The sequence below is a fragment of the Devosia neptuniae genome (assembly GCF_025452235.1).
Lineage (GTDB): Bacteria > Pseudomonadota > Alphaproteobacteria > Rhizobiales > Devosiaceae > Devosia.
Genome location: NZ_CP104965.1, coordinates 624880 through 649239, shown reverse-complemented (window position 1 = coordinate 649239; position 24360 = coordinate 624880). Strand labels below are relative to the sequence as shown.

18 protein-coding genes are annotated in these 24360 nt (G+C 63.2%); 15 read left to right on the top strand and 3 right to left on the bottom strand.

From position 1 onward, the window contains the following. Positions 1-210: 210 nt before the first annotated feature. Entirely contained in the window at positions 211-2298 is a 2088-nt protein-coding gene (locus N8A98_RS05665; RefSeq protein ID WP_262169838.1) for an ATP-dependent helicase, read from the bottom strand. Positions 2299-2342: 44 nt separating this feature from the next. Beyond that, positions 2343-2708 carry a response regulator gene (locus N8A98_RS05660; RefSeq protein WP_262169837.1) on the bottom strand — a complete coding sequence of 122 codons (366 nt, stop codon included), beginning with the start codon at positions 2706-2708 and terminating at the stop codon, positions 2343-2345. Between the two features lie 199 nt (positions 2709-2907). Here N8A98_RS05660 and N8A98_RS05655 point away from each other — a divergent pair, with 199 nt between their 5' ends. The 10 genes from N8A98_RS05655 (at position 2908) to cysG (ending at position 16635) form a co-directional block, all read left to right on the top strand. Next, on the top strand, positions 2908-3498 hold the full coding sequence (locus N8A98_RS05655) for an ANTAR domain-containing response regulator (RefSeq protein WP_113122522.1): 591 nt from the start codon (positions 2908-2910) through the stop codon (positions 3496-3498). Positions 3499-3506: 8 nt separating this feature from the next. After that, a complete protein-coding gene (locus tag N8A98_RS05650; RefSeq protein ID WP_262169834.1) occupies positions 3507-4721 on the top strand; it encodes a CmpA/NrtA family ABC transporter substrate-binding protein in 1215 nt (404 codons plus the stop codon). Positions 4722-5043: 322 nt separating this feature from the next. Continuing rightward, complete coding sequence (locus N8A98_RS05645; protein ID WP_262169832.1) at positions 5044-6330, top strand: CmpA/NrtA family ABC transporter substrate-binding protein; 1287 nt, start codon at positions 5044-5046, stop codon at positions 6328-6330. A 69-nt stretch (positions 6331-6399) separates the two neighbouring features. After that, complete coding sequence (ntrB, locus tag N8A98_RS05640) at positions 6400-7293, top strand: nitrate ABC transporter permease (RefSeq protein WP_262169831.1); 894 nt, start codon at positions 6400-6402, stop codon at positions 7291-7293. An 11-nt stretch (positions 7294-7304) separates the two neighbouring features. Next, positions 7305-8096 (top strand): ABC transporter ATP-binding protein, encoded by a 792-nt coding sequence (locus tag N8A98_RS05635; protein ID WP_262169829.1) that lies wholly within the window; start codon positions 7305-7307, stop codon positions 8094-8096. 328 nt (positions 8097-8424) lie between these two features. Continuing rightward, the gene (locus N8A98_RS05630; RefSeq protein WP_262169827.1) at positions 8425-9708 is read left to right on the top strand and encodes an MFS transporter; all 1284 of its coding nucleotides are present in this window, start codon (positions 8425-8427) and stop codon (positions 9706-9708) included. A gap of 23 nt (positions 9709-9731) precedes the next feature. After that, complete coding sequence (gene nirB, locus N8A98_RS05625; protein ID WP_262169826.1) at positions 9732-12188, top strand: nitrite reductase large subunit NirB; 2457 nt, start codon at positions 9732-9734, stop codon at positions 12186-12188. A gap of 5 nt (positions 12189-12193) precedes the next feature. Then, positions 12194-12526, top strand: a complete 333-nt coding sequence (gene nirD, locus N8A98_RS05620; RefSeq protein ID WP_262169824.1) for a nitrite reductase small subunit NirD — start codon at positions 12194-12196, stop codon at positions 12524-12526. Positions 12527-12533: 7 nt separating this feature from the next. Next, complete coding sequence (locus N8A98_RS05615; protein ID WP_262169822.1) at positions 12534-15158, top strand: nitrate reductase; 2625 nt, start codon at positions 12534-12536, stop codon at positions 15156-15158. Beyond that, the gene (gene cysG / locus N8A98_RS05610; RefSeq protein WP_262169820.1) at positions 15130-16635 is read left to right on the top strand and encodes a siroheme synthase CysG; all 1506 of its coding nucleotides are present in this window, start codon (positions 15130-15132) and stop codon (positions 16633-16635) included. Before N8A98_RS05615 ends, cysG begins: the two co-directional genes overlap by 29 nt. Here the strand turns inward: cysG and N8A98_RS05605 are convergent. Then, entirely contained in the window at positions 16528-17559 is a 1032-nt protein-coding gene (locus N8A98_RS05605; RefSeq protein WP_113122515.1) for a LacI family DNA-binding transcriptional regulator, read from the bottom strand. The genes cysG and N8A98_RS05605 overlap by 108 nt on opposite strands. Positions 17560-17705: 146 nt before the next feature. Here N8A98_RS05605 and N8A98_RS05600 point away from each other — a divergent pair, with 146 nt between their 5' ends. The 5 genes from N8A98_RS05600 (at position 17706) to N8A98_RS05580 (ending at position 24320) form a co-directional block, all read left to right on the top strand. After that, positions 17706-20078: an alpha-L-rhamnosidase gene (locus N8A98_RS05600; RefSeq protein WP_262169818.1), complete on the top strand. Its 2373-nt coding sequence runs from the start codon at positions 17706-17708 to the stop codon at positions 20076-20078. Between the two features lie 55 nt (positions 20079-20133). Then, a complete protein-coding gene (locus N8A98_RS05595) occupies positions 20134-21429 on the top strand; it encodes an ABC transporter substrate-binding protein (protein WP_262169817.1) in 1296 nt (431 codons plus the stop codon). A gap of 67 nt (positions 21430-21496) precedes the next feature. After that, a complete protein-coding gene (locus tag N8A98_RS05590) occupies positions 21497-22408 on the top strand; it encodes a carbohydrate ABC transporter permease (protein WP_262169816.1) in 912 nt (303 codons plus the stop codon). Then, positions 22405-23232 carry a carbohydrate ABC transporter permease gene (locus N8A98_RS05585; protein WP_262169814.1) on the top strand — a complete coding sequence of 276 codons (828 nt, stop codon included), beginning with the start codon at positions 22405-22407 and terminating at the stop codon, positions 23230-23232. Before N8A98_RS05590 ends, N8A98_RS05585 begins: the two co-directional genes overlap by 4 nt. Before the next feature lie 5 nt (positions 23233-23237). Next, complete coding sequence (locus N8A98_RS05580; RefSeq protein ID WP_262169812.1) at positions 23238-24320, top strand: ABC transporter ATP-binding protein; 1083 nt, start codon at positions 23238-23240, stop codon at positions 24318-24320. Positions 24321-24360 lie beyond the last annotated feature (40 nt).

Sequence of the window (24360 nt, the reverse complement as noted above, 5' to 3'; positions counted from 1 at the left end):
CATCTAGCTGGATTTGAGGGGCGCCAGCAAGTGGGCTTTTAGGGTCTTCGCCGCTTGCGCGGCTCTCTCCATTCATCGTCATCACCCGGCTTGTCCGGGTGATCCATCTCTCAGCGGGTGCGGCGGCAATGGATTGCCCGGACAAGCCGGGCAATGACGGTGGAGCTTGGCTTGGTAGAGCGCCGCGAAGTCTTCAAGCCCCTCCGGGGGCTACTTCTGCCACATGCCCCGCATCTGCGCGCCGATATCGATCCGGGCCGGGCCGGGCGACAACCCCTCGATATGGGCCGGTTTCACTGCCGGCCACAGCACGTCATCGAACAGCACGCTCATCGCGCGCGGAATGAACCGGCTGCGTTGGGCATAGATGTGCCGGTCGCCATATTGGCTCTGCTGGGTCACGTAAAAGCGCTGCGGCGTGATCACATGCAGCTCGTCCTTGGCGCGGGTCATGGCCACATAAAGCAGCCGCCGCTCCTCCTCCAGCTCATGGGTCGAGCCGGTCCCAAGATCGGAGGGAATGCAGCCATCCACCACATTGAGCACGTGCACGGATTTCCATTCCTGCCCCTTGGAGGAATGGATGGTAGACAGGATCAGGTAATCCTCATCCCGGCTGGGTACGCCCGATTGATCCGAGGTGGCATCGGGCGGATCCAGCGTCAATTCGGTCAAAAACCGCTCGCGGCTGGGATAGCCGGCGGCAATCTGCTCGAGCTGGATGATATCGGCGACCCGCACCTGGGCGTCCTCGTAAGTCTGCTCCATCAGCGGCTCGTACCACAGCCGGGCATAGCCCAGTTCCAGCGGCCAGCTGGCCTCCCGCCGGGCCAATCCGCCGACCAGATCTACCAGCCCCGCCCAGCCCTCGGCCGCTCGCAAGGGCACCGGCAATTCGGCCAGCGCCTTGACCGGCTGCGGCGCGGCACTCATCGCGTCCAGCACTTTGCCCGCCGAAGCCGGCCCGATCCCGGGCAGCAATTGCAGTACGCGGAACCCCGCCACCCGGTCACGCGGATTTTCCACCCAGCGCAGAATGGCCAAGAGGTCCTTGATATGGGCGGCATCCAGAAATTTGAGCCCGCCGAATTTGACGAACGGGATATTGCGCCGCGTCAGCTCGATTTCGAGCGGCCCCGAATGGCTCGAGGTGCGGAACAATACCGCTTGCTGGATCAGCGCTGTGCCGCCCTCGCGCGCCTCCAAAATCTTGTGCACGACATAGCGCGCCTGATCGGCCTCGTCCTTCACCGTCACCAATTGCGGCTTGGCGTCCGATTGCCGTTCGGTCCACAGGTTCTTGGTGAAGCGCTCGCTGGCCAGTTCGATCACCGCATTGGCCGCCGTCAGGATCGGTTGGGTCGAGCGATAATTGCGGTCCAGCGTTACGATATCGGCGGGTGGGGTGAAGGCTGAAGGGAAATCGAGAATATTGCGCACTGTCGCCGCGCGGAACGAATAGATCGATTGCGCGTCATCTCCCACCACGGTCAGCCCATGGCCCTGCGGCTTGAGGGCCATCAGCACGCTCGACTGCAGGCGATTGGTGTCCTGATACTCATCGACCAGCACATGGTCGAACCGCCCGGACACTTCGGCGGCAATGGCCGGCTCGGCCATCATCCCGGCCCAATAGAGCAGCAGATCATCGTAATCGAGCACGTTCTGGGCCTGCTTGGCCTCGACATAGGCCTGGAACAAGGTGCGCAACGGCTCGCCCCACATGGCGCACCACGGGAATACATTTTTCAGCACCTCATCGAGATCGCCCTGCGCATTGACCACGCGCGAATAGATGGCAAGGCACGTCCCCTTGGTTGGAAAGCGGCTCTTGGCGTCGGACAGGCCGAGTTCATGCCGCACCAGGTTCATCAGGTCGGCCGAGTCTTCGCGATCATGAATGGTGAACGCCGGATCGAGCCCCAATTGGGTCGCATGCTCGCGCAGCAACCGCGCGCCAATGCCGTGAAACGTGCCCGCCCAGGTCAAGGCATCGGTCAGCGCGCCCGAGGATGTGCCCAATACCTTGCCGGCAATCCGCTCCACCCGCCGGCTCATCTCGCTGGCCGCCCGGCGCGAAAACGTCATCAGCAGGATGCGCCTGGGATCGGCGCCATTGACCACCAGATGGGCCACGCGGTGGGCCAGCGTATTAGTCTTGCCCGATCCCGCCCCCGCAATCACCAGCAGCGGCCCAGGATTGGCCTGTCCCACGCCATGTTCCACCGCTCGCCGCTGTTCGGCATTGAGGGCGTCGAGATAGGTGGCGGGGGCTGTCGAATCGCGCAGAGCAAGCATGGCCGCACGATGCCATCTTTCCCCTTTTGTTCCAATCGCGGTGATCAGCCCAGCATCTGCCGCATCGAATTCGTGATCTCGGCGTGATGATAGGGCTTGGCGAAGAACATGCTGCCATCGGGCAGGTCGTCGGCCGTGACCGCCCGGTGCCCCGAGGTCACGATGATATGCACCGGCGGCCAGCGGTCACGCACCGCGGCGGCGAGCTTGAGCCCATCCATGCTGCCCGGCATGTCGATATCGGTGAAGATCAGCCGCACCCGCGCGTTCTGCTCGAGAATGGCAATGGCCTCGTCGGCATTGGCCGCCTCCAGCACCACAAAGCCTTCATCCCGCAAATGGGCGACGATGCTCATGGCGACCAGAGGTTCGTCTTCGACGACCAGTATCGTGACGTCCGCTGAGGTCATACCCCAGGCTCCCAAAAATGCGAGCCAGCGCGTGGCCTCGCCGCAAACCAACGGGGATCTCGGCCTTTCGATCCAGCTGAACCCATCACAAACAGTGGATAAATCGCGATTTGATCGCTCTAGCCCCGGCAAAAATGACGAGTTCCTATGCAGAACAGGACTATTGCGCTTGTTTTAGGCGCGGGGGTAACTAGCGCCAATGTCCAATGCCGCGCTGTCCATCCTGATCATCGACGAAAACCGCATTCGTGCCTCGATCATCGAGAGCGGTTTGCGCGAGGCCGGGCATGAGCGCGTCACCGTGATCCACGACGTCAACGAGGTTGCCCGCACCATCCAGGCGTCGGCGCCCGACGTCATCGTCATCGATCTCGAAAATCCCCAGCGCGACACGCTTGAGCATTTCTTCTCGCTGTCCCGCGCCATCCAGCGGCCCATCGCCATGTTCGTCGATCGCTCCGATGGCGCCATGATCGAAAAGGCCGTCGAGGCTGGGGTTTCCGCCTATGTGGTCGATGGTCTCAAGAAAGAGCGGGTCAAGCCCATCCTCGATATGGCCATCTCCCGCTTCAATGCCTTTTCCCGGCTGACGCGCGAACTCGAACAGGCGCGTAGCGAGCTCGAGGATCGCAAGATCATCGACCAGGCCAAGGGCATTCTGATGAAGACCCGGGGGCTCAGCGAAGCCGATGCCTATAGCCTGCTGCGCTCCACCGCCATGAACCAGAACCGGCGCCTGGTCGATATTGCCCAAAGCCTTGTGACTGCCGCGAGCCTTTTGGGGCCGTAGGAGATAACATGTCCACCACCCAACTCACCGCCGGCTTCCTGCCTCTGCTCGACAGCATCCTTCTGGTGCTGGCGCGCGAGAAAGGCTTTGCCGAGGACGAGGGGCTGGACCTCACCCTGGTGCGCGAAACCAGCTGGGCCAATATCCGCGACCGCGCGGCGCTCGGTCATTTCGACATTGCCCAGATGCTGGCCCCCATGCCGCTGGCCGCCAGTTTGGGGCTGACCCCGCTCGGCATGCCCATGATCGCGCCAATCGTGCTGGGCCTTGGCAATAATGCCATCACCGTCAGCGATGCGCTTTGGCAGGCCATGGCGGAGCAGGGCGCCCCGGGCAATCTTGATCCGGCGCTGACCGGCGCGGCCTTGGCCAAAGTGGTCATGGCGTCGCCGCGCAAGCTGCGCTTTGGCGTCGTCCACCAGACCTCATCGCACAATTACGAACTGCGCTATTGGTTATCCGCCAGTGGCATCACGCCCGATCGCGACATCGAAATCGTCGTGCTGCCACCCCCTCTGCTGCCCGATGCGCTGGGCAGCGGTGGTATTGATGGTTATTGCGTGGGCGAGCCCTGGAACAGCATCGGCGTTGCCACCAGGGGCGGGCACATCGCCACGGTCAAGGCGCTGATCTGGCAATCAAGTCCCGACAAGGTCGTGGGTATGCGCGCCAGCTGGGCGGGCCAGCATCCCGACCTGGTCGCTGCCATCATCCGCGCCGTCTACCGCGCCGGCCTGTGGTGCGCCGATCCGGCCAATCGCCACGAAGCGGCGACCATCATGGCTGCCGCTTCCTATCTCAACAACGCCCCCGATATCGTCGAGCGCGCGCTGACCGGCATGCTCGATATCGGCGGCGGCGTGTTGCGGCAGGTGCCCGATTATTACATCCCCCATGCCAGCGCGGCCAACTTCCCCTGGAAGAGCCATGCCCTCTGGTACTATTCCCAGATGGTGCGCTGGGGTGAAGTCGCTACCAGTCCGGGCAATGTCGAGATCGCTGCCGCCTGTTTCCGGCCCGATCTCTATCGTGCCGCCCTCGCGCCGCTGGGTGCGGCTTTGCCACGAGCCGATTTCAAGACCGACGGCGCCCACGCCCAGCCCTACGACACTCTCGCCCAAAATGGGCCGCTGCTCATGGGCGCTGATCGCTTCTTCGATGGCGGGATATTCGACCCCGAGGCGCTGGATGATTACATCGTCAGCCAGTCTATCACGCGCTGACGCTATTTTAATCACTGCATAGCACTGCGCGTATTTTAGGCGGAATGGCGCAGATTTGACCCGTTCCAAACTGCGGGCCTTGCCGCAAGCCAAATCGGCTAAAATCCTAATCCACTGAATTTACGGGACAAAGTGCCAAAAGCACGACTTGGCACGCTTCCTGCAATGTCTGCTGTGAAGGGGCGTTCGCGCTCTCAAAAAATGGCGTCCAATGACGGGCGTCTCAGGCAAAGCTGCCAACAGGTTCGTTTCCGGTCCCCCTCCGACCGGCGCGGTGCCCGTTGGCAGCTTTTTGTTTTTCTCTTTGCAGCTGGAGAATTCGATGACGCTAACGACCACCCGCCGCAGCTTTCTCAAAGGGGCAACGGCCACCGCCGCCACCCTGCTCGCGGCCAAGGCCCTGTTCCCCTCCGGGGCCTTTGCACAGGGCCCCGGCCCCGAAGTCACCTCAGCCAAGCTGGGCTTCATCGCGCTCACCGATTCCTCTCCGCTGATCATCGCCAGCGAAAAGGGCCTGTTTGCCAAGCATGGCGTGCCCGATGTGCAAGTGCTCAAGCAAGCCAGCTGGGGCGCCACCCGCGACAATCTGGTGCTCGGCGGCGCCGCTAACGGCATCGACGGCGCTCATATCCTGACGCCCATGCCCTATCTGATGAGCGCGGGCACCGTCACTGGCGGCACGCCTTTGCCCATGTCCATCATCGCCCGGCTCAACCTCGACGCGCAGGCGATCTCGGTCAGCCAGGAATATAAGGATGCCGGTGCGGGGCTGGATTCCTCGCCCCTTAAGGCGATCTTTGCCGAGCGCAAGGCGGCGGGCAAGGAAGTCAATGTCGCCATGACTTTCCCCGGCGGCACCCATGACATGTGGATGCGCTATTGGCTGGCCGCGGGCGGCATCGATCCGACCAAGGAAGTTTCGCTGATCACCGTGCCGCCTCCGCAAATGGTCGCCAATATGAAGGTCGGCACCATGGATGCCTTCTGCGTCGGCGAGCCGTGGAACGAGCAGCTGGTCAACCAGAATATCGGCTTCACCGCCACGACGACGGGCGAGATCTGGCACCACCACCCCGAAAAGGCACTGAGCTTGCGCAATGACTTCATCGAGGCCAATCCCGTCGCGACCCAAGCCATCCTGATGGCGGTGATGGAAGCGGCCCAATGGGCCGACGCCACCGAAAACAAGGAAGAACTGGCGCAGATCCTAGGCAAGCGCCCCTGGTTCAATATCCCCGCCGCCGACGTCGCCGGGCGCCTCAAGGGCGATATCAATTATGGCAATGGGCGGCTCGAAACCGCTACCGGTCTCGAAATGAAGTTCTGGAAGGATCACGCTTCCTATCCCTTCAAGAGCCATGACGCCTGGTTCCTCACCGAAAATATCCGCTGGGGCTATCTGCCCGGCACCACCGACATCAACGCCTCGGTCGATGCGGTCAATCGCGAAGACATCTGGCGCGCTGCCGCCGCGGCCCTCGGCATCGCCGCTGCCGACATTCCCGAAGGCACGTCGCGCGGCGTCGAAACCTTCTTTGACGGCAAGGTCTTCGACCCCGCCAACCCCTCGGCCTATCTCGACAGCCTCGCCATCAAGGCAATGGTCTGACCCCAACTTATGGTGCGGGGCCAGTCCCCCGCACCCTTTCCCGGCATTGCCCCGAAAGGATTTTCGCCCATGTCCGCCAATGTTCAGCGCCTCGCTCCGGCCGCTACCTCCGAAGCCAAGACCGCAGCCGAGGTGTTCGCCCTGCCCATGCCCGCTGCCCGCCCCGGCTCCTGGTCCAAGACGCTGACCAGCATCGCCGCCAATGTCGTGCCGCCGCTGGTGGTCATCGCGTTGATCCTGGTCATCTGGCAAATCCTCTGCGCCACGCCTGGCGCCTCGCTGCCGGCACCCAGCCAGGTATGGGCCGACGCGGGTGAGTTGATCGTCAGCCCCTTCTTCGACTACGGCCAGGGCGATATCGGGCTGGGCCTGCGCGTGCTGACCTCGCTGCAACGCGTCGCCATCGGCTTCGGCATTGCCGCGCTGGTTGGCGTCACCGTGGGCGCCGTAATCGGTCAATCCATCTGGGCCATGCGCGGGCTGGACCCGATCTTCCAGATCCTGCGCACCGTGCCGCCCTTGGCCTGGCTGCCGCTCTCGCTCGCCGCCTTCATGGATTCCGCCCCCTCAGCCATCTTCGTGATTTTCATCACCTCGGTCTGGCCGGTGATCATCAATACGGCGGTGGGCGTGCGCAACATCCCGCAGGATTACCGCAACGTGGCGCGCATCCTGCAGCTCAACCAGGTCGAGTTCTTCTTCAAGATCATGATCCCGGCCGCTGCTCCCTACATTTTCACCGGGTTGCGCATCGGGGTGGGCCTCAGCTGGCTGGCCATCGTCGCCGCCGAAATGCTGACCGGGGGCGTAGGCATCGGTTTCTTCATCTGGGATGCGTGGAACAGCTCGCGCCTCTCCGACATCATCGTGGCGCTGGTCTATATCGGGGTCGTGGGGTTCATCCTCGACCGGCTGGTAGCGGCCATCGGCGCCTTCGTCACCCGCGGCACATCAGCCAACTGAGGAGCCCTTTCATGACCTATCTCCGCATCGAAAACGTCGACAAGCACTTTGACCGTGGTGGCGTCCGCTCCGAAGTCCTCAAGGATGTCAGCCTGGATATCGCCCAGGGCGAAGTGATCTCGATCATCGGCCATTCCGGCTGCGGCAAGTCCACTCTGCTCAATCTCATTGCGGGCCTCACCGAAGTCTCCTCCGGCGGCATCCAGCTCGAGGGCCGCGAGGTCAACGGCCCCGGCCCCGAACGCGCCGTAGTGTTCCAAAACCATTCCCTGCTGCCCTGGCTCACCGTCTACGAAAACGTCAATCTGGCCGTCGCCAAGGTGTTCGGCAAAACCAAGACCGGCGCCGAGCGCCATGACTGGATCATGCAGAACCTGGATCTGGTGCAGATGAGCCATGCCAAGGACAAGCGCCCCACCGAGATTTCGGGCGGCATGAAGCAGCGCGTCGGCATCGCCCGGGCATTGGCCATGCAGCCCAAAATCCTGCTGCTGGACGAACCCTTCGGCGCGCTGGACGCTCTGACCCGCGCCCATTTGCAAGATGCGGTCATGGATATCCAGAAGCGCCTGGGCTCCACCATGATCATGATCACCCATGACGTGGACGAGGCCGTGCTGCTGAGCGACCGCATCGTCATGATGACCAACGGCCCCTCCGCCCGCATCGGCGAAATCCTCCCCGTCCCGCTGGAGCGTCCGCGCAACCGCATCGAGCTGGCCGGGGACCGCACCTATCTCAAGTGCCGCGAAGCGGTGCTCAAATTCCTCTACGAACGCCACCGCTTTGTGGAAGCTGCTTAGAACTGCCTATAAATTAGTCTTGCCCATATTGTGGGCATATTGATGCCCAATTGAGCCGTCCCATCGTTCCATAGCTTTTACGGGCGGGTCGGGCGCTTTCTTCAAGGCCTTGCAGTTAAACGATAAATTCTGACGATCCGCACTTGGCACGCTTCGTGCAATGTTGACGGCGAAGAGGCGCCTCCCGAGGTCGCTTTCACAATCGATGTCCAATGACGGGCATCATCCCCAGGCAAAGCTGCCAACTGTTCTTCGCGCGGTCCCCAACCGACTGCGCCGAACCGTTGGCAGCTTTTTTGTTTTCGAGCGTGCAGACGGAGCTATTCCAATGACCAAGGACCAGGCGGGCGGACGCCCTGCGCTCATTGCCGAACCCACCCGCGCCCTGAGCGTGTCGACCATCGCGTTCACGGTGTGCTTTGCCGTGTGGACCATCTTTTCGATCATCGGCGTGTCGCTCAAGGAGCAGCTCGGCCTTTCCGAAACCCAGTTTGGCCTGCTGGTCGGCACCCCCGTACTCACCGGCTCGCTGGTGCGCGTCGTGCTCGGCATCTGGACCGACCGCAAGGGCGGGCGTCTGGTCTATACGCTGACCATGTTGGCCGCCGCACTCGCAACCTTCCTGCTCGCCTTTGCCCAGACCTATGAGCAATTGCTGCTGGCGGCGCTCGGCGTGGGTCTGGCCGGCGGCTCGTTTGCCGTGGGCGTTGCCTATGTCTCGCGCTTCTATCCGGCCGACAAGCAGGGCACGGCGCTCGGTATTTTCGGCGTCGGCAATGTCGGCGCCGCGGTCACCAAGTTCACCGCGCCCTTCGTCATGCTGGCCTGGGGCTGGCAGTCGGTGGCGCTGATCTGGGCCGGGGCCCTCGTGCTCATGGCCGCGATCTTCTGGTTCACCACCAAGGACGATCCGGTCACCATCCGCCGCCGTACCGAGGCCTACACGCCCAAGAGCCTGCTCAGCGAGTTCGAGCCACTGCGCAACCCCCGGGTGTGGCGCTTCGCGCTCTACTATTTCTTCGCCTTTGGCGCCTTCGTAGCGCTGACCCTGTGGCTGCCGCGCTACCTCATCGGTGTCTACGGCTTCAATATTGCCACCGCCGGCATGGTCGCGGCCTCATACTCCATTCCCGCCAGCGTGTTCCGCGCCTATGGCGGCACGCTCAGCGACAAGGTGGGCGCCCGCGTCATCCTGTACTGGACCTTTGGCGTATCGCTACTGGCCACGTTCATCCTCTCGCTGCCCGCCGGCGATTTCGTGGTGCAGGGCATTAATGGGCCGGTCGCCTTCCACTTCGCCATCAGCCCATGGGCCTTCATCGCACTGGTGTTCGTGCTCGGCTTCTTCATGAGCCTGGGCAAGGCCGCCGTGTTCAAGCACATCCCGGCCTATTACCCGCAGAATGTGGGCGCCGTAGGCGGATTGGTCGGCATGATCGGCGGACTGGGCGGGTTTTTCCTGCCGCTCCTGTTCGGCGTCCTCAACGATCTCACCGGTATCTGGTCGAGCTGCTTCATGGCTCTGTTCGTCCTGGTCGCCATTTCCCTCATTTGGATGCACACGGCCATCCGGCGCATGGAACGCCGGCAGACCGTGACGCAACTGGCCTGAGCCTTATGCAAGGAGACCCCCTCATGCAAAAGACTGAAAGACTCGTCATCATCGGCAATGGCATGGCGCCGGGCCGGGCCCTCGAAAAGCTCTTCGAGACCGATCCGACCCGCTACAGCGTCACCATTTTCAACGCCGAGCCGCGCGTCAATTACGACCGCATCATGCTCTCGCCGGTCCTGTCGGGTGAGAAGTCCTTCGAGGACATCATCATCCATGGCGATCACTGGTACATCGAAAACCAGATCATGCTCTACAAGGGGCATAAGGTCGTCGAGATCGACCGCGAAAACCACATCGTGCGCTCCGAGCAGGGCGCCTCAGCCGAATATGACAAGCTGATCATCGCCACCGGCTCGGTGCCCTTCATCATCCCCGTGCCCGGCCACAAGCTGGCCGGCGTGCTGACCTATCGCGATCTCGACGACGTCCACGCCATGATGCTGGCCGCCAAGGCGCGCGGCCATGCCGTGGTCATCGGCGGCGGGCTGCTCGGGCTCGAAGCCGCTGCCGGCCTGATCAATCAGGGAATGACGGTCACCGTGCTGCACATCGCCCCCACGCTGATGGAGCGCCAGCTCGATCCGGCTGCCGGCTATCTGCTGCAGAAGGAGTTGGAGCGTCGCGGCATCCAGGTCATCACCAAGGCCAATACCAAGGAAATCACCGGCACCGACCGCGTCGAGGCCGTGCATCTGGATGACGGCACAATCATCAAGGCCGATATCGTCGTCATGGCCGTCGGCATCCGCCCCAATTCGGGTCTGGGCAAGGAAGCCGGGCTTGCGGTCAATCGCGGCATCGTCGTCAACGACCAGATGCAGACCTCCGATCCCGCCATTTACGCCTTGGGCGAATGCGCCGAAGTTGGCGGCATGTGCTATGGCCTTGTCGCCCCGCTCTACCAGCAGGCCAATATCGTGGCCGCGCATCTGGGCGGCGATCACGGCGCCGCCTTCGTGCCGCAATACACCGCCACCCGCCTTAAGGTCACCGGCATCGATCTCTATTCGGCCGGCGATTTCGGCGAGGGCGAGGACCGCGAGGAAATCGTGCTGCGCGACGCCAATGCCGGCGTCTACAAGCGCCTGATCCTCAAGGACGACAAGATTATCGGCGCCGTGCTCTATGGCGAAACCGCCGACGGTCCCTGGTTCTTCGACATGCTCAAGAACAAGACCGACACGCGCGACATGCGTGACACATTGATCTTTGGCCAAGCCTATCAAGGAGGGTCCCCCCTGGACCCTATGGCGGCCGTTGCAGCATTGCCGGATGAGGCAGAGATTTGCGGCTGCAACGGCGTATGCAAAGGCAAGATCACCGGCGCCATCACGGCCAAGGGCCTGACGACGCTCGATGGCGTGCGCGCCCACACCAAGGCCTCGGCCTCCTGCGGCTCCTGCACCGGGCTGGTTGAACAGCTGCTGCACGCCACTCTGGGCGATGCCTATAATCCTGCCGCCGTGCAGCCCATGTGCCCCTGCACCGAATATGGCCATGACGACGTGCGTCGCCTGATCATCGCCAAGTCGCTCAAATCCATTCCCGCTGTCATGCAGGAGCTGGAATGGAAAACCTCCTGCGGCTGCGCCAAGTGCCGCCCGGCGCTCAACTACTACCTCGTGGCCGATTGGCCGGGCGAATATGAGGATGACGGCCAGTCCCGCTTCATCAATGAACGCGTCCACGCCAATATCCAGAAGGACGGCACCTATTCGGTGGTTCCCCGCATGTGGGGCGGCATGACCAATCCCAAGGAATTGCGCGCCATTGCCGATGTGGCCGACAAATTCCACATCCCGGCCGTCAAGGTCACCGGCGGCCAGCGCATCGATCTGCTCGGCGTCAAAAAGGAAGACCTGCCCGGCGTCTGGGCTGATCTGAACGCCGCCGGCATGGTCTCGGGCGCCGCTTACGCCAAGGGCCTGCGCACGGTCAAAACCTGCGTCGGCTCCGACTGGTGTCGCTTCGGCACCCAGGATTCGACGGGCCTGGGCATTCGGCTGGAAAAATTCATGTGGGGCGCCTGGACCCCGGCCAAGGTCAAGCTCGCTGTCTCCGGCTGCCCACGCAATTGCGCCGAAGCCACCTGCAAGGATATCGGCGTGGTCTGCGTCGATTCTGGCTACGACATCCACTTCGCTGGTGCCGCCGGCCTCGACATCAAGCCCACCGAATTGCTCTGCCATGCCGATACCGAGGATGAAGCCCTCGAAATCATCGTCGCGCTGACCCAGCTCTATCGCGAACAGGCCCGCTATCTCGAGCGCATCTACAAATGGGCCAAGCGGGTCGGCACGCCCTCGATCCTGGCCAATGTGGTCACCGACCGCGACAAGCGCCGCGCCTATTACGAGCGCTTCGTCTATGCGCAGACTTTTGCGCAGATCGATCCCTGGGAAGAACGCGTCAACGGCAAGGACGCCCACGAATTCGCCGCCATGGCCGAATTCGGCATGCCGGTAGCAGCGGAGTAATGGCAATGACCGACTGGATCGAAATCGGCGAGATCAACGCCATTCCCCGCCGCGGCGCCCGCTGCGTCAATACGCCAAGTGGCAAGATCGCGGTGTTCCGTACCCAGGAAGACCAGATCTTCGCCATCGAAAACCGTTGCCCTCACAAGCACGGTCCCTTGAGCGAAGGCATTGTCCACGGCGCCTCGGTCACGTGCCCGCTGCACAATTGGGTTTTTGACCTCGCCACTGGCCAGGCTCAGGGCGCCGACGAAGGCTCGGTGCGCACCTATCCTATCGATGTCGTCGACGGCCGCATCTTTATGGCCGCCGAAGCTGCATTGGTGGCAGCGGAGTAGGGCGGGGATGACCACCACCCGCACCACCTGCCCCTATTGTGGCGTCGGCTGCGGCGTGCTGGCCACCCCGCAGCCCGATGGTTCCGTCACCATTGCCGGCGACCCCGACCACCCGGCCAATTTCGGCCGCCTCTGCTCCAAGGGCTCCGCGCTGGGCGAAACCCTCTCGCTCGATGGCCGCTTGTTGCATCCCGAAATCAACGGCGCCCGCGCCACTTGGGAAGACGCGCTGGACCTTGTCGCTACCACCTTCCAGAATACTATCGCCGAGCATGGCCCCAATTCCGTCGCCATCTATGGCTCGGGCCAGCTCCTCACCGAGGATTATTACGTCGCCAACAAGCTGATGAAAGGCTTCATCGGCTCAGCCAATATCGACACCAATTCGCGCCTCTGCATGGCCTCCTCCGTTGCCGGCCACAAACGCGCCTTCGGCTCCGACACCGTGCCCGGCAATTACGAAGATCTCGAACTGGCCGACCTCATCGTGCTGGTCGGCAGCAATCTTGGCTGGTGCCACCCCGTGCTGTACCAGCGCATCGTCGCTGCAAAGGCATCGCGCCCCGACATGCGCGTGGTACTGATCGATCCCCGCCGTACCGTCACTGCCGACATTGCCGATCTGCACCTGCCCGTCCAATCCGACGGCGATAGCGCGCTGTTTGTTGGCCTATTGGCCCATCTCGCCCGTAACGGCGTCACTGCGCCCGACTTCGTGGCCAACCACACCTCCGGCGCCGAAGCCGCGCTGCTGGTGGCCGAGGATTGGCCCATCGCTCGCGTCGCCACGGCCACGGGCCTGTCCGAACACGCCATAACGCTCTTTTACGACTGGTTCGCCCGGACCGAAAAAACCGTCACTGTCTATTCCCAGGGCGTCAATCAATCAGCTTCGGGGACCGACAAGGTCAACGCCATCATCAATTGCCACTTGTTGACTGGTCGCATTGGCCGGCCTGGCATGGGTCCATTCTCGGTCACCGGCCAGCCCAATGCCATGGGCGGCCGCGAAGTCGGCGGCCTCGCCAATATGCTGGCCGCCCATATGGATTTCACGCCCGAGGCGATCGAACGGGTAGGGCGCTTCTGGGGCAGCGACAATGTCGCCCAAAGCCCCGGCCTAAAGGCCGTCGATCTCTTTGCCGCCATGGCGCGGGGCGAGATCAAGGCGGTCTGGATCATGGCGACCAACCCGGTCGATTCCATGCCCGAGGCCGACGCCGTTCGCGCCGCGCTCGCCGCCTGCCCCTTCGTCGTCGTCTCCGACATGTCGGCCCGCACCGATACCGGCGTCGTCGCGCATGTGCGCCTGCCCGCCGCCGGCTGGGGTGAAAAGGACGGCACCGTCACCAATTCGGAGCGCCGCATCTCGCGTCAGCGGCCCTTTCTGGCAGCGCCCGGCGAAGCCCGCCCCGATTGGTGGATCGTCAGCCAGGTCGCCCAGCGCATGGGGTTCGGCGCCGCTTTCGCCTATACGAACCCCGCCGAAATCTTCGCCGAACACACCGCCCTCTCTTCCTTCGAAAATGACGGTGCCCGCGACTTTGATCTCACCGGCCTGCTCGGCGCCGATTATGAAAGCCTGGCCCCCACCCAATGGCCCATTCGCAATAAGCCCAGTGCCCGCATGTTCGGCACCGGCGCCTTCTACACGCCCGATGGCAAGGCCCGCTTCGTGCCTGTCCTGCCGCCGCCGCCCTTTGCCCCGGCGCCGGGCAGCTTCATCCTCAATACCGGCCGCGTGCGCGATCATTGGCACACCATGACCCGCACCGGCAAAGCCGCGCGCCTCTCCGCGCATTACGCCGAGCCTTTCGTTGAAATTCATCCCCAGGACGCCGAGGCGCTGAACATCCGCCGCGCCACCCTGGTGCGGCTCAACAACAATCACGGCACCGCCATCGTCCGCGCTTTGGTCACCGACCGGCAGCGCCGCGGCCATGTCTTCGTGCCCATGCACTGGACCGACCAATTCGCCTCGCATGGCCGCGTCGATGCTCTGGTCACCGCCAAGGTCGATCCAGTCTCGGCCCAGCCCGCGCTCAAAATGGCGCTCGTCCACGCCGAGCCCGTGGCCGTGCGGCTCTACGGCTTCTTCGTCGCCGCCCATCGCCCTTCGCTCGACACATCCGACTATTGGGCCATAGCCGAAGCCCCCGGCGGCATGCGCGGTGAATTGGCTTGGTTCGAGGAACCTGCCGACTGGGAAGCCTGGCTCCGCGCCGCCTTCGCCCTGCCGGACACCATTCGCGTACTCTCCGCGCTCGACACCCGCTCGGGCCGCCGCAGCTTTGCCGTCATGGATGCCGGCAAGCTGATCGCCGCGCTCTACACGTCGCCCGATCCAGTGCTCGTCTCGCGCCAATGGGCCGTGGGCCTGCTCACGGCGGATAAGCTCGATGGCTCCGCCGTGCTCGCCGGCCGCCCCGGCGCCGACATGCCCGATAGCGGCGCCATGGTCTGTTCCTGCTTTTCCGTTGGAATCAACACCATTGCCGCTGCCGTCACGGGGCAGGGCTGCACCACAGTCGAAGCCGTCGGCGCCTGCACCAAGGCCGGCACCAATTGCGGCTCCTGCCGCGCCGAAATCAGGGGGATCATCGATGCACATCGTCTCGCCGCTGCCGAGTAAGTCGCGTCCCGACCGCATGGCTCCGCTCGCCGTGCTGCCGGTATTTTTCAGCCTTGAAGGCAAGCGCGTGATCGCCATTGGCGGCTCCGAGCCCACCACCTGGAAGGTCGAATTGCTCGCCGCCGCCGGTGCCCATGTGCAGGTGCTGGCCCCCATCGACGAATGGTGCGACGAGTTGATCGCGCTGGCCGAAACTGGCGCCTCGGCGGGCACGATCAGCCTGGTCGATTGCCATTGGGCGCCCTCCGACCTCTCCGGCGCAGCGCTTGCCGTCGCCGATATCGAAGATGACGCAGAAGCCCTCGCCTTTACCGAAGCCGCACGCGACGCCAGCGTGCCCTACAATGTCATCGACCGGCCCGAATATTGCCAGTTCCAGTTCGGCGCCATCGTCAATCGCTCGCCCGTCGTGGTCAGCATTTCCACGGCCGGCGCTGCGCCCATTCTAGGCCAGGCCGTGCGCCGCCGCATCGAGACATTGCTGCCGCAAACGCTATCCGCCTGGGCGCAGCTGGCGCAGGATATTCGCGGCAAGGTCATGGCCGCGCTCGAACCCGGCCCGCAGCGCCGCGCCTTCTGGGAACGCCTGGCCGACCGCGCCTTTGGCGATGCCGCACCCACACCAATGGACAGCGATATCGTGGCGATCAGCGCCGCCCCCGCCGCCGGCCGCGTCACGCTCGTCGGCGCCGGGCCCGGCGATGCGGACCTGCTCACCATCAAGGCGATCCGCGCCCTCCAGTCCGCCGACGTCATCCTGTTCGACGATCTGGTTTCTGCTGAAGTGCTCGAACTCGCCCGCCGCGAGGCCAAACGCATGCTAGTCGGTAAGCGCGCCGCCCGCGAAAGCTGCCGCCAGGAAGATATCAATGCCATGATGTTGTCCCTGGCCCGCCAGGGCAAACATGTGGTGCGGCTAAAGTCCGGCGATCCAATGATTTTCGGCCGTGCCGGCGAAGAAATCGAAATGCTCGAACGTCACGGCATCGCCGTTTCCGTGGTTCCCGGCATCACTGCCGCTTTGGCCCTCGCGTCCCGCCTCGGCGTCTCGCTGACCCATCGCGATCACGCCCAATCCGTGCGCTTCGTCACCGGCCATTCGCGCCAGGGCGTGCTGCCTGATACGCTCAATTGGCAAGCGCTATCCGACCCTGCCACCACCAGCGTCTACTACATGTCCCGCCGCACGCTGCCGGCCATCGTGGCCCAACTGCAAGGGCAGGGTATGTCGATGGCGACGCCCGCCATCATTGCCGGCAATGTCGGTCGTGCCGATGAGCAAATCTGGCGCGGTACGATCGGCCAAGCCGTCGCCGCCGTGACCGATTTCCCGCTCAGCGCCCCAACCATTTTCGCCGTCGGCGACGCGTTACACCGCGCTGCGCTTGGAACTGCTGCGGGCGACGACCCGCGGGGTGACGACGAAATGCTCGGCTTCCGCCCTTCCGCGAATGCGCTCGATTACCAGGCGGGCTGACTGCAGACCCAGCAATTCCCCGGACTGATCCACGCTAGTCAGTCCGTTCTGCGCGAAGTCGCAATACATAGTATTGTCATAGCCCACGATCGCCAGGTCCTGGGGAATGCGCAGGCCTAGTTCGGTCGCCACGCTGATGACTTCAAGGGCGATGAAATCGGTCCAGCAGAACAGCGCCTCGGGCTTGCTCGGTCCCTCCAGCAACCGGCGCGCGGCGATCTGCACCTCGCGCAAAGTCTGCGGCGCGCGGATGATGTTGATATTCTCCCCCAGTCCGTTCTCGATCATTTCGCGGCGGTAGCCCAGTTCCCGCTCGGACAGAATGGTCGAGGTGGTGGACGCCAGGCTCAGCATGGCGATGTTGCGAAAACCATTGGCCAGCAAGTGCTTGACCACGAGGCGCGCGCCCAGCTGATCGTCATTGTTGACCGTGTCGAACAACTGGCTGGTCTCGGCATGATGTCCGATTGTCACCAGCGGCTTCTGTTTGGCGATACTGCCCAGCCGGTCCATATATTCGGTGGTGCCGATCATGATGATGCCGTCCATCTGCCGGTCGATCATCGCCTCGACCAACGCCTCTTCGGCCAGTCCCTGCGAATGGCTGGTCCCCATCATCAGCTGATATTGCGTGCGCTCCAGCGCCGAATTCACCCCCGCCAGAATGTCGGCAAAGAACGGGTTGCGAATATCGGGCAGCACCAGGCCCAGCGTATAGGTCTGCCCGCGCATGCCCCGCGCTGAAGCCAGCGGGCGGTAATTGAGCTTGTTCATCGAGGCGCGCACCTTGCTGCGCAGCGACTCGCTGACCCCATAGGCTTCCCGCAACACCTTGGAAACGGCCGCGACCGAGACGCCGGCATCCTCAGCCACCTCCCGGATTGTTACGCGGTCGTTTTTCTTTTCCGGTTTTGCTTCAGCCATTCAAACGCCTTTCAGCCCTTCAAAATCGGGCATTTCCCCTTGTGTCATTATTCGGTGCGAACGCCTATTGCCAAACAAATGAAAATGTAGAACGCTATACGTAGAACAGTACACACTCGGAAACTACCGAGCCAGAGGAGAATGCCATGCACGATATCCGGGACAAGCACGCGCCGAGCCAGGCTCATGCACACTGGGTCGCGCAGATGGTCCATCCCCTGGCCGACCAGGGCGTGGAAACCCCCGCGTCCTTCATCAGCAAGGATTTCGAGCTCTCCGCCGTCACGGGCGACGAGGTGCTGCGCATCAGCGCGCTGGGCCTTTATCGCTGCTTCATCAACGGCAAGCGCGTCGGCAATGACCTGCTGACGCCCGGCTGGACCAGCTATGACGCCCGCCTGAGCTACCAAAGCTACGCCGTGGCCGATCTGCTGGTGCCCGGGCGCAACCATATCGAAATCTGGCTGGCCGATGGCTGGCTGCGCTCGCAGATGATGTGGGGCGAGCACCCCATCTTCAACACCTGGGGCGACAAGATCGCCGCCATTGCCGAGCTGCGCAGCGGTGGCGCGGCTCCACTGCTCCTCACCGATACCAGCTGGCAGAGCGGCGAACTGCCGATCCGCAAATCCGGCATCTATTTCGGCGAGGTCTTCGACGCCCGCATTGCGGCCAAAGTGTCGGCCGGCACCGAAGCGCTGTCCTTCGATCCCGCCATTCTCATCCCGCATGAAACCACTCCGGTGCGCGAACTCGCCCCGCTGCCCGTGGTTAAATCCTGGCCCGATGCCGAAGGCCGCAACGTCTACGATTTCGGCCAGAACATGGGCGGCTACGTCGCCTTCACCGTCACCGGCGAGGCCGGCGCCACGGTCAGCGTCGAACATGCCGAAGTGCTCGACCAGGACGGCGCCTTCTACAACGGCAACTACCGCACCGCGGCCGCACGCATCGACTACACCCTTTCCGGCACCGGTGAAGAGCACTACCGGCCCCATTTCACCTTCCAGGGCTTCCGTTACGCCCGGGTCACTATCACCGGCAATGCCCGCATCACTGCCATCGAGGCCGTGCCGATCAGCTCGGTCACCGAGGCCAAAGCCAGTTTCACCTCCGGCAATCCGCTGGTCGATCGGCTGGTGCTCAACACGCTGTGGTCCCAGCGCGCCAATTTCATCGAAGTGCCCACCGATTGCCCGCAGCGCGACGAGCGCCTGGGCTGGACCGGCGACGCGCAGGTCTTTGCCGGCACTGCCTGCTATCTGGGCGACAGCCACGGCTTCCTGACCAAGTGGATCCGTGACGTCATCGTCGACCAGCGCCCCGATGGCGCCGTGCCGCACGTCGTGCCCGATCCGACCCGCCAGCAGCCCGAACACTATCCCGGTTTCTTCGGCAGCACCGGCTGGGGCGATGCCATCGCCATCGTGCCCTGGCAGCTCTATTTGCATTATGGCGACGCCAATATCCTGCGCGAGGCGCTGCCCGCCATGACCAAATGGGTCGATTTCGTCTGGTCGATCAGCGATGGCCCCATCGTCAATCCGCCTCGCTTCTGGGGCGGTCGTGGCTTCTCCTTCGGCGATTGGTTGCAGCCCAAGGGCCCCTCGGCCAAGCCGCTGCCCACCATTGGCGACGATGCCGCGGCGACCATTTATCTCTTCATCACCAGCACCCTGGTCGGCCGCATCGCCACCATTGCCGGCGACGCCGCTCTGGCCGCCCGCATGGCGAAAATGGCCGCCGAGGTGAAGGCCGCCTTTGCCCGCGAATTCATCACCGCCTCGGGCCGCCTCTGCTACGACGACCAGACCTCCTATGCCCTGGCATTCCTGCACGACCTTATCCCGGACGAGCATGTCGAAGCCGCCAAGCGCTATTTCAAAGCGACCATTGCCCGCGCCGAGGGCCGTATCGGTACCGGCTTTATCGGCACCCCGGCTTTGCTGCCGGCGCTGGTCAAGATCGGTGAACCCGGCCTTGCCGCCTCGGTGTTCCTCCAGGAAGAAGTGCCCGGCTGGCTCTACCAGGTCAAAAAGGGCGCCACCACCATCTGGGAGCGCTGGGACGCCATCCAGGCCGATGGCTCGATCTACAATCCGCAGATGAATTCCTACAATCACTATGCCTATGGCGCAGTCTGCCAATGGCTGTTCGAAGGCGTCGCCGGCTTCCAGCCCGATGCCAGCGATCCCGGCTTTGCCACCGTGATCTTTGCGCCCACCATCATTGCCGAACTCTCGCCCGTCGCGGCCAGCCATGACAGCACCAACGGCACGATCCGCGCCGGCTGGACGCTGGATGGCAACCAGGTCCGCTACGATATCGAAGTGCCCCAAGGCGCCCGCGGCGTGTTGCGGCTATCGGCCGAATACCGCGATGTCATCGTCGATGGCCAGCCCCACCAAAGCGGCGCAGACCGCGAACTGGCTGCCGGTCCCCACCACATCACCTTCACCTACGAAGCGCCCGAGCATGCGGCCTTCGCCAAATCCAGAGTCAATGCGCGTACGCCATAGGCGGCGCGGAGGAGAATTCTGCCCGCTTCGGGCCAGATAAACATGGGAGGAAACTATGTTGAACAAGACCACCAGAATGCTGACCGGCCTGGCCGCCGGCCTCTTGACTGTCACGGCCCTGTCGGGCGCCGCCTTCGCCCAGAGCGTCAATCTTACCTACCTGATCCCCAGCGGCCCTGAAAACCAGGTCATCGCTGACGAAGTGGTCAAGGCCTTCGAAGCCGCCAATCCCGATATCAATGTCGATATCGAGACCCGCCCCGGCGGCTCGGAAGGCGACAACCTGATCAAGACGCGGCTGGCCACCGGCGCCATGGCCGATGTCTTCCTCTACAATTCCGGCTCGCTCTTCCAGGCGATCAATCCCCAGCAATTCCTGGTCGATCTCACCAACGAACCTTGGCAGGCCGATGTACAGGCCAGCTTCAAGCCAGTCGTGACCGCGCCCGATGGCACCATTCGCGGCGCCCCCGCGCGCGCCGCCATGGCCGGCGGCATCTATTACAACAAGAAAATCTACGAAGAACTGGGTCTGTCGGTCCCCAAGACCTGGGCCGAATTCATGGCCAATAACGAAAAGATCAAGGCGGCGGGCAAGGTCGCCGTGATTCAGACCTATGGCGACACCTGGACCAGCCAGTTGTTCGTGCTGGCCGACTTCTTCAACGTCCAGGCCAAGGACCCGCAATTCGCCAGCCGCTACACGGCCAACGAAGCCAAGTTCGCCACCGACCCGGCGGCCCTGCGCGGTTTTGAAAAGCTGCAGGAAACCCATGATGCGGGCTTCTTCAACGAAGATTTCGGCGCCGCCAAATATGACGACGGCATCCGCATGATCGCCCTGGGCGAAGGCGCCCATTACCCCATGCTGACCTTCGCCACCACCGCAATCGCCCAGGCCTATCCGGACAATATCCAGGATGTCGGTTTCTTCGCCCAGCCCGGCGACGAAGCTGACCTCAATGGCCTGACGGTCTGGATGCCCGATGGCGTCTATATCGCCCAGACCACGCCCAATCTGGACGCCGCCAAGAAGTTCGTTGCCTTCATCGCCAGCGTTCCGGGCTGCGAAGCCCAGACTCGCGCCGGTGGCGCCTCGGGCCCCTATCTGGTCAATGGCTGCACCCTGCCGGCCGACGTGCCGCCAGCCGTGACCGACATGCTGCCCTACTTCGCCGAAGGCGGCCAGAACGCCCCGGCGCTGGAATTCCTCTCGCCCATCAAGGGCCCGGCGCTCGAACAGATCACCGTGGAAGTCGGCTCGGGCTTCCGTCCCGCCGCCGAGGGCGCCGCGCTCTATGATGAAGATGTTCGCAAGCAGGCTCAGCAGCTCGGCCTCCCTGGCTGGTAAGCACTTGTGATCGGGCGGCCCGGAGTTTCTGCGCTCCGGGCCGCGCTCTGTTCGAGGAGGAACGGTGATGACCGTATTGTCTGAAGCGGGTTCTGCCCTACCGCATGGCGGTAGCAAGGCAATCCGCCGCTCGCCCTATCCGGGCTGGTTTTTCCTGCCGGCCGCGCTGATCTATGGCGTGCTGTTCCTGGCGCCGACCTTCGCCTCGCTCTATTTCAGCCTCACCCGCTGGACGCTGTTCAATTCCACCTTCATCGGACTGGACAATTTCGCGCAATTCTTCCGCGAGCCGTTCCTGGTGCAGGGCCTGGTCAATACCGTGCTCTATGCCGCCATAACCTCCGGCCTCAAGGTCGTGCTTGGCATGTTGCTGGCGCTACTGCTGACCTCGGCCATTATGGGGCGCGGCTATCTGCGCTCGGTAGTGTTCTTCCCGGTCCTAGTCTCCACCGTCGGCGTCGGCATCACCTTCACCGTCCTGATGCATCCCACCCAAGGCATGATCAACGACGCTTTGGCCCTGTTCGGCATCAAGGGGCCGGGCTGGCTGGTCGATCCGCGGCTGGCTTTGTTCTCGGTGGCGCTGGTCGATGTGTGGAAGGGGGTGGGTCTTGCCACCGTCATCTACATTGCCGGCATCGTTGCCATTCCCAAGGATTATTACGAAGCCGCCCGCATCGATGGCGCCACCAAGTGGCAGAACTTCCTCTATGTCACGCTGCCCTTGAGCCGCCCCGCCACCGCCACCGTCATTATCCTCAGCTTCATCGGCGGCTTGCGCACCTTCGATCTGATCTGGGCCATGACCCGCGGCGGCCCGGGCTTCGCCTCCGACACCATCGCCTCGGTGATCTACAAGCAATACCAGGCCGGGTTCTATGGCCTCTCCACCGCCGGCAATGTCGTGCTCTTCGTGCTGATCGGCATCCTGGTCGTGCCGCTGACCATGTTCCTCAACCGCAAGCAGGGTCACGAATGAAATCCCGGCCATCGATCGTTCTCGGCATCATCGCCATCCTGGTCTCGGCGCTGGTCTTCCTCGTGCCCTTCGCCTTCATCATCCTGACCGCGTTCAAGAACAAGCAGCAGGCCACCCTGCTCGATTTCTCCTGGCCCGATGGTTTTCATCTGTGGAGCAACATTGTCGAGGTGGTCACCACCCGCAATTGGATGCTGCTGACCGCCTTCATCAACTCCACCATCCTCACCGTCGCCAGCGTGACACTCCTCGTCGTCTTTGCCGCTATGGTCGGCTTCGTGCTGGCCCGCCGCAAGACGCGCTGGAATGGCTTGATCGAATTCCTCATCCTGGCCGGGTTGATGATCCCGCCCGCCGTGGTCCCCACCATCTGGCTGCTGCAGGGCGTGGGCCTCTTCGGTAAGCTGCATGGCCTGGTGCTGATCGAAGTGGCCTATGGCCTGCCCTTCTCGATTATTCTCTACCGCGCCTTCATCGCCACCATTCCGCGTGAGCTGGATGAGGCGGCGATCATCGACGGCGCCCGCCCGTTCGACGTGTTCTTCCGTATCATCCTGCCGCTGCTCTGGCCGGTCACCGTCACCAATATCGTGGTACAATCGGTGGGCGTGTTCAACGACTTCACCAACCCGCTCTACTACCTGCCGGGCAATGCCAATGCGACGGTGCAGCTGACGCTCTATAATTTCCAGAGCCAGTTCAACACGTCCTACAATCTGCTCTTCACCAATATTCTGCTCATCACCATCCCGCCGCTGCTGGTCTTCCTATTCTTCAACCGGCACATCGTAGCGGGGATGACTGCTGGCGCCGTCAAAGGATAATCACCATGGCTGGACTGGAACTGAAATCGCTCCGCAAGAGCTATGGCGAGGTCGAGGTTATCAAGGGCGTCGATCTTGATGTCCAACACGGTGAGTTCGTGGTCTTTGTCGGCCCCTCGGGCTGTGGCAAATCCACCTTGCTGCGCATGATAGCGGGCCTCGAAGAGATCACCGGCGGCGATCTCTTCATTGGCGACAAGCGCTGCAACGATGTCGAGCCGCGCGACCGCGGCATCGCCATGGTGTTCCAGAGCTACGCGCTCTATCCGCATATGACGGTCTACGACAATGTCGGCTTCGGCCTCAAACTGGCCAGGGCTCCCAAGGAGGTCCGCGACCAGAAGGTCCGCGAGGCCGCGCGCATCCTGCAGATGGAACACCTGCTCGATCGCAAGCCCAGCCAGCTCTCGGGCGGCCAGCGCCAGCGCGTCGCCATCGGCCGCGCCATTGTACGCCAGCCCGAAGTCTTCCTCTTCGATGAGCCCCTATCCAATCTCGACGCCGCCCTGCGTGTCGACATGCGCATGGAGCTGTCCAAGCTCCATCATGACCTCGGCGCCACCATGATCTACGTCACCCACGATCAGGTCGAGGCCATGACCCTGGCCGACAAGATCGTCGTGCTCAATGCCGGCGTCGTGCAGCAGGTCGGCAGCCCGATCGAGCTCTACCAGCGCCCCGCCAATCTCTTTGTTGCCGGCTTCATCGGCTCGCCCAAGATGAATTTCGTCGAACTGACCGTCGAAGAACTGAGCACCGATACGGTCACCGTCTCCGGCAAGGATATCGGCCCCACCACTGTCCCCGCCGATCCCACGAGCCTCAAACCCGGCGACACCGTCACCTTGGGTATTCGCCCGCATGATCTCACCGACCAATCCTCGGGCAATCTGGTGGGTGAAGTGAGCTTGGTCGAACGGCTCGGCAACGAAACCAATGTCAGCCTGCGCCTACCCTCTGGCGCCGCCTGGCTCGCCGTGCTCGATGGTGACCACGAACTGCGCATCGGCCAAAGCCTGCCGCTATCCTTCGCACCCGACCGCGCCGTCATCTTCAACACATCGGGGATCGCCCTGCACCGGAAATAGCGTTTGTGGAATGGGCTGTAGCGGGTGAGGGGACTGCCTG

Excerpts from the sequence above, each read along its gene's own strand:
- N8A98_RS05665 (WP_262169838.1), bottom strand. The coding sequence starts at position 2,298 with ATGCTTGCTCTGCGCGATTCGACAGCCCCCGCCACCTATCTCGACGCC.
- N8A98_RS05660 (WP_262169837.1), bottom strand. The coding sequence starts at position 2,708 with ATGACCTCAGCGGACGTCACGATACTGGTCGTCGAAGACGAACCTCTG.
- N8A98_RS05655 (WP_113122522.1), top strand. The coding sequence starts at position 2,908 with ATGTCCAATGCCGCGCTGTCCATCCTGATCATCGACGAAAACCGCATT.
- N8A98_RS05650 (WP_262169834.1), top strand. The coding sequence starts at position 3,507 with ATGTCCACCACCCAACTCACCGCCGGCTTCCTGCCTCTGCTCGACAGC.
- N8A98_RS05645 (WP_262169832.1), top strand. The coding sequence starts at position 5,044 with ATGACGCTAACGACCACCCGCCGCAGCTTTCTCAAAGGGGCAACGGCC.
- ntrB (WP_262169831.1), top strand. The coding sequence starts at position 6,400 with ATGTCCGCCAATGTTCAGCGCCTCGCTCCGGCCGCTACCTCCGAAGCC.
- N8A98_RS05635 (WP_262169829.1), top strand. The coding sequence starts at position 7,305 with ATGACCTATCTCCGCATCGAAAACGTCGACAAGCACTTTGACCGTGGT.
- N8A98_RS05630 (WP_262169827.1), top strand. The coding sequence starts at position 8,425 with ATGACCAAGGACCAGGCGGGCGGACGCCCTGCGCTCATTGCCGAACCC.
- nirB (WP_262169826.1), top strand. The coding sequence starts at position 9,732 with ATGCAAAAGACTGAAAGACTCGTCATCATCGGCAATGGCATGGCGCCG.
- nirD (WP_262169824.1), top strand. The coding sequence starts at position 12,194 with ATGACCGACTGGATCGAAATCGGCGAGATCAACGCCATTCCCCGCCGC.
- N8A98_RS05615 (WP_262169822.1), top strand. The coding sequence starts at position 12,534 with ATGACCACCACCCGCACCACCTGCCCCTATTGTGGCGTCGGCTGCGGC.
- cysG (WP_262169820.1), top strand. The coding sequence starts at position 15,130 with ATGCACATCGTCTCGCCGCTGCCGAGTAAGTCGCGTCCCGACCGCATG.
- N8A98_RS05605 (WP_113122515.1), bottom strand. The coding sequence starts at position 17,559 with ATGGCTGAAGCAAAACCGGAAAAGAAAAACGACCGCGTAACAATCCGG.
- N8A98_RS05600 (WP_262169818.1), top strand. The coding sequence starts at position 17,706 with ATGCACGATATCCGGGACAAGCACGCGCCGAGCCAGGCTCATGCACAC.
- N8A98_RS05595 (WP_262169817.1), top strand. The coding sequence starts at position 20,134 with ATGTTGAACAAGACCACCAGAATGCTGACCGGCCTGGCCGCCGGCCTC.
- N8A98_RS05590 (WP_262169816.1), top strand. The coding sequence starts at position 21,497 with ATGACCGTATTGTCTGAAGCGGGTTCTGCCCTACCGCATGGCGGTAGC.
- N8A98_RS05585 (WP_262169814.1), top strand. The coding sequence starts at position 22,405 with ATGAAATCCCGGCCATCGATCGTTCTCGGCATCATCGCCATCCTGGTC.
- N8A98_RS05580 (WP_262169812.1), top strand. The coding sequence starts at position 23,238 with ATGGCTGGACTGGAACTGAAATCGCTCCGCAAGAGCTATGGCGAGGTC.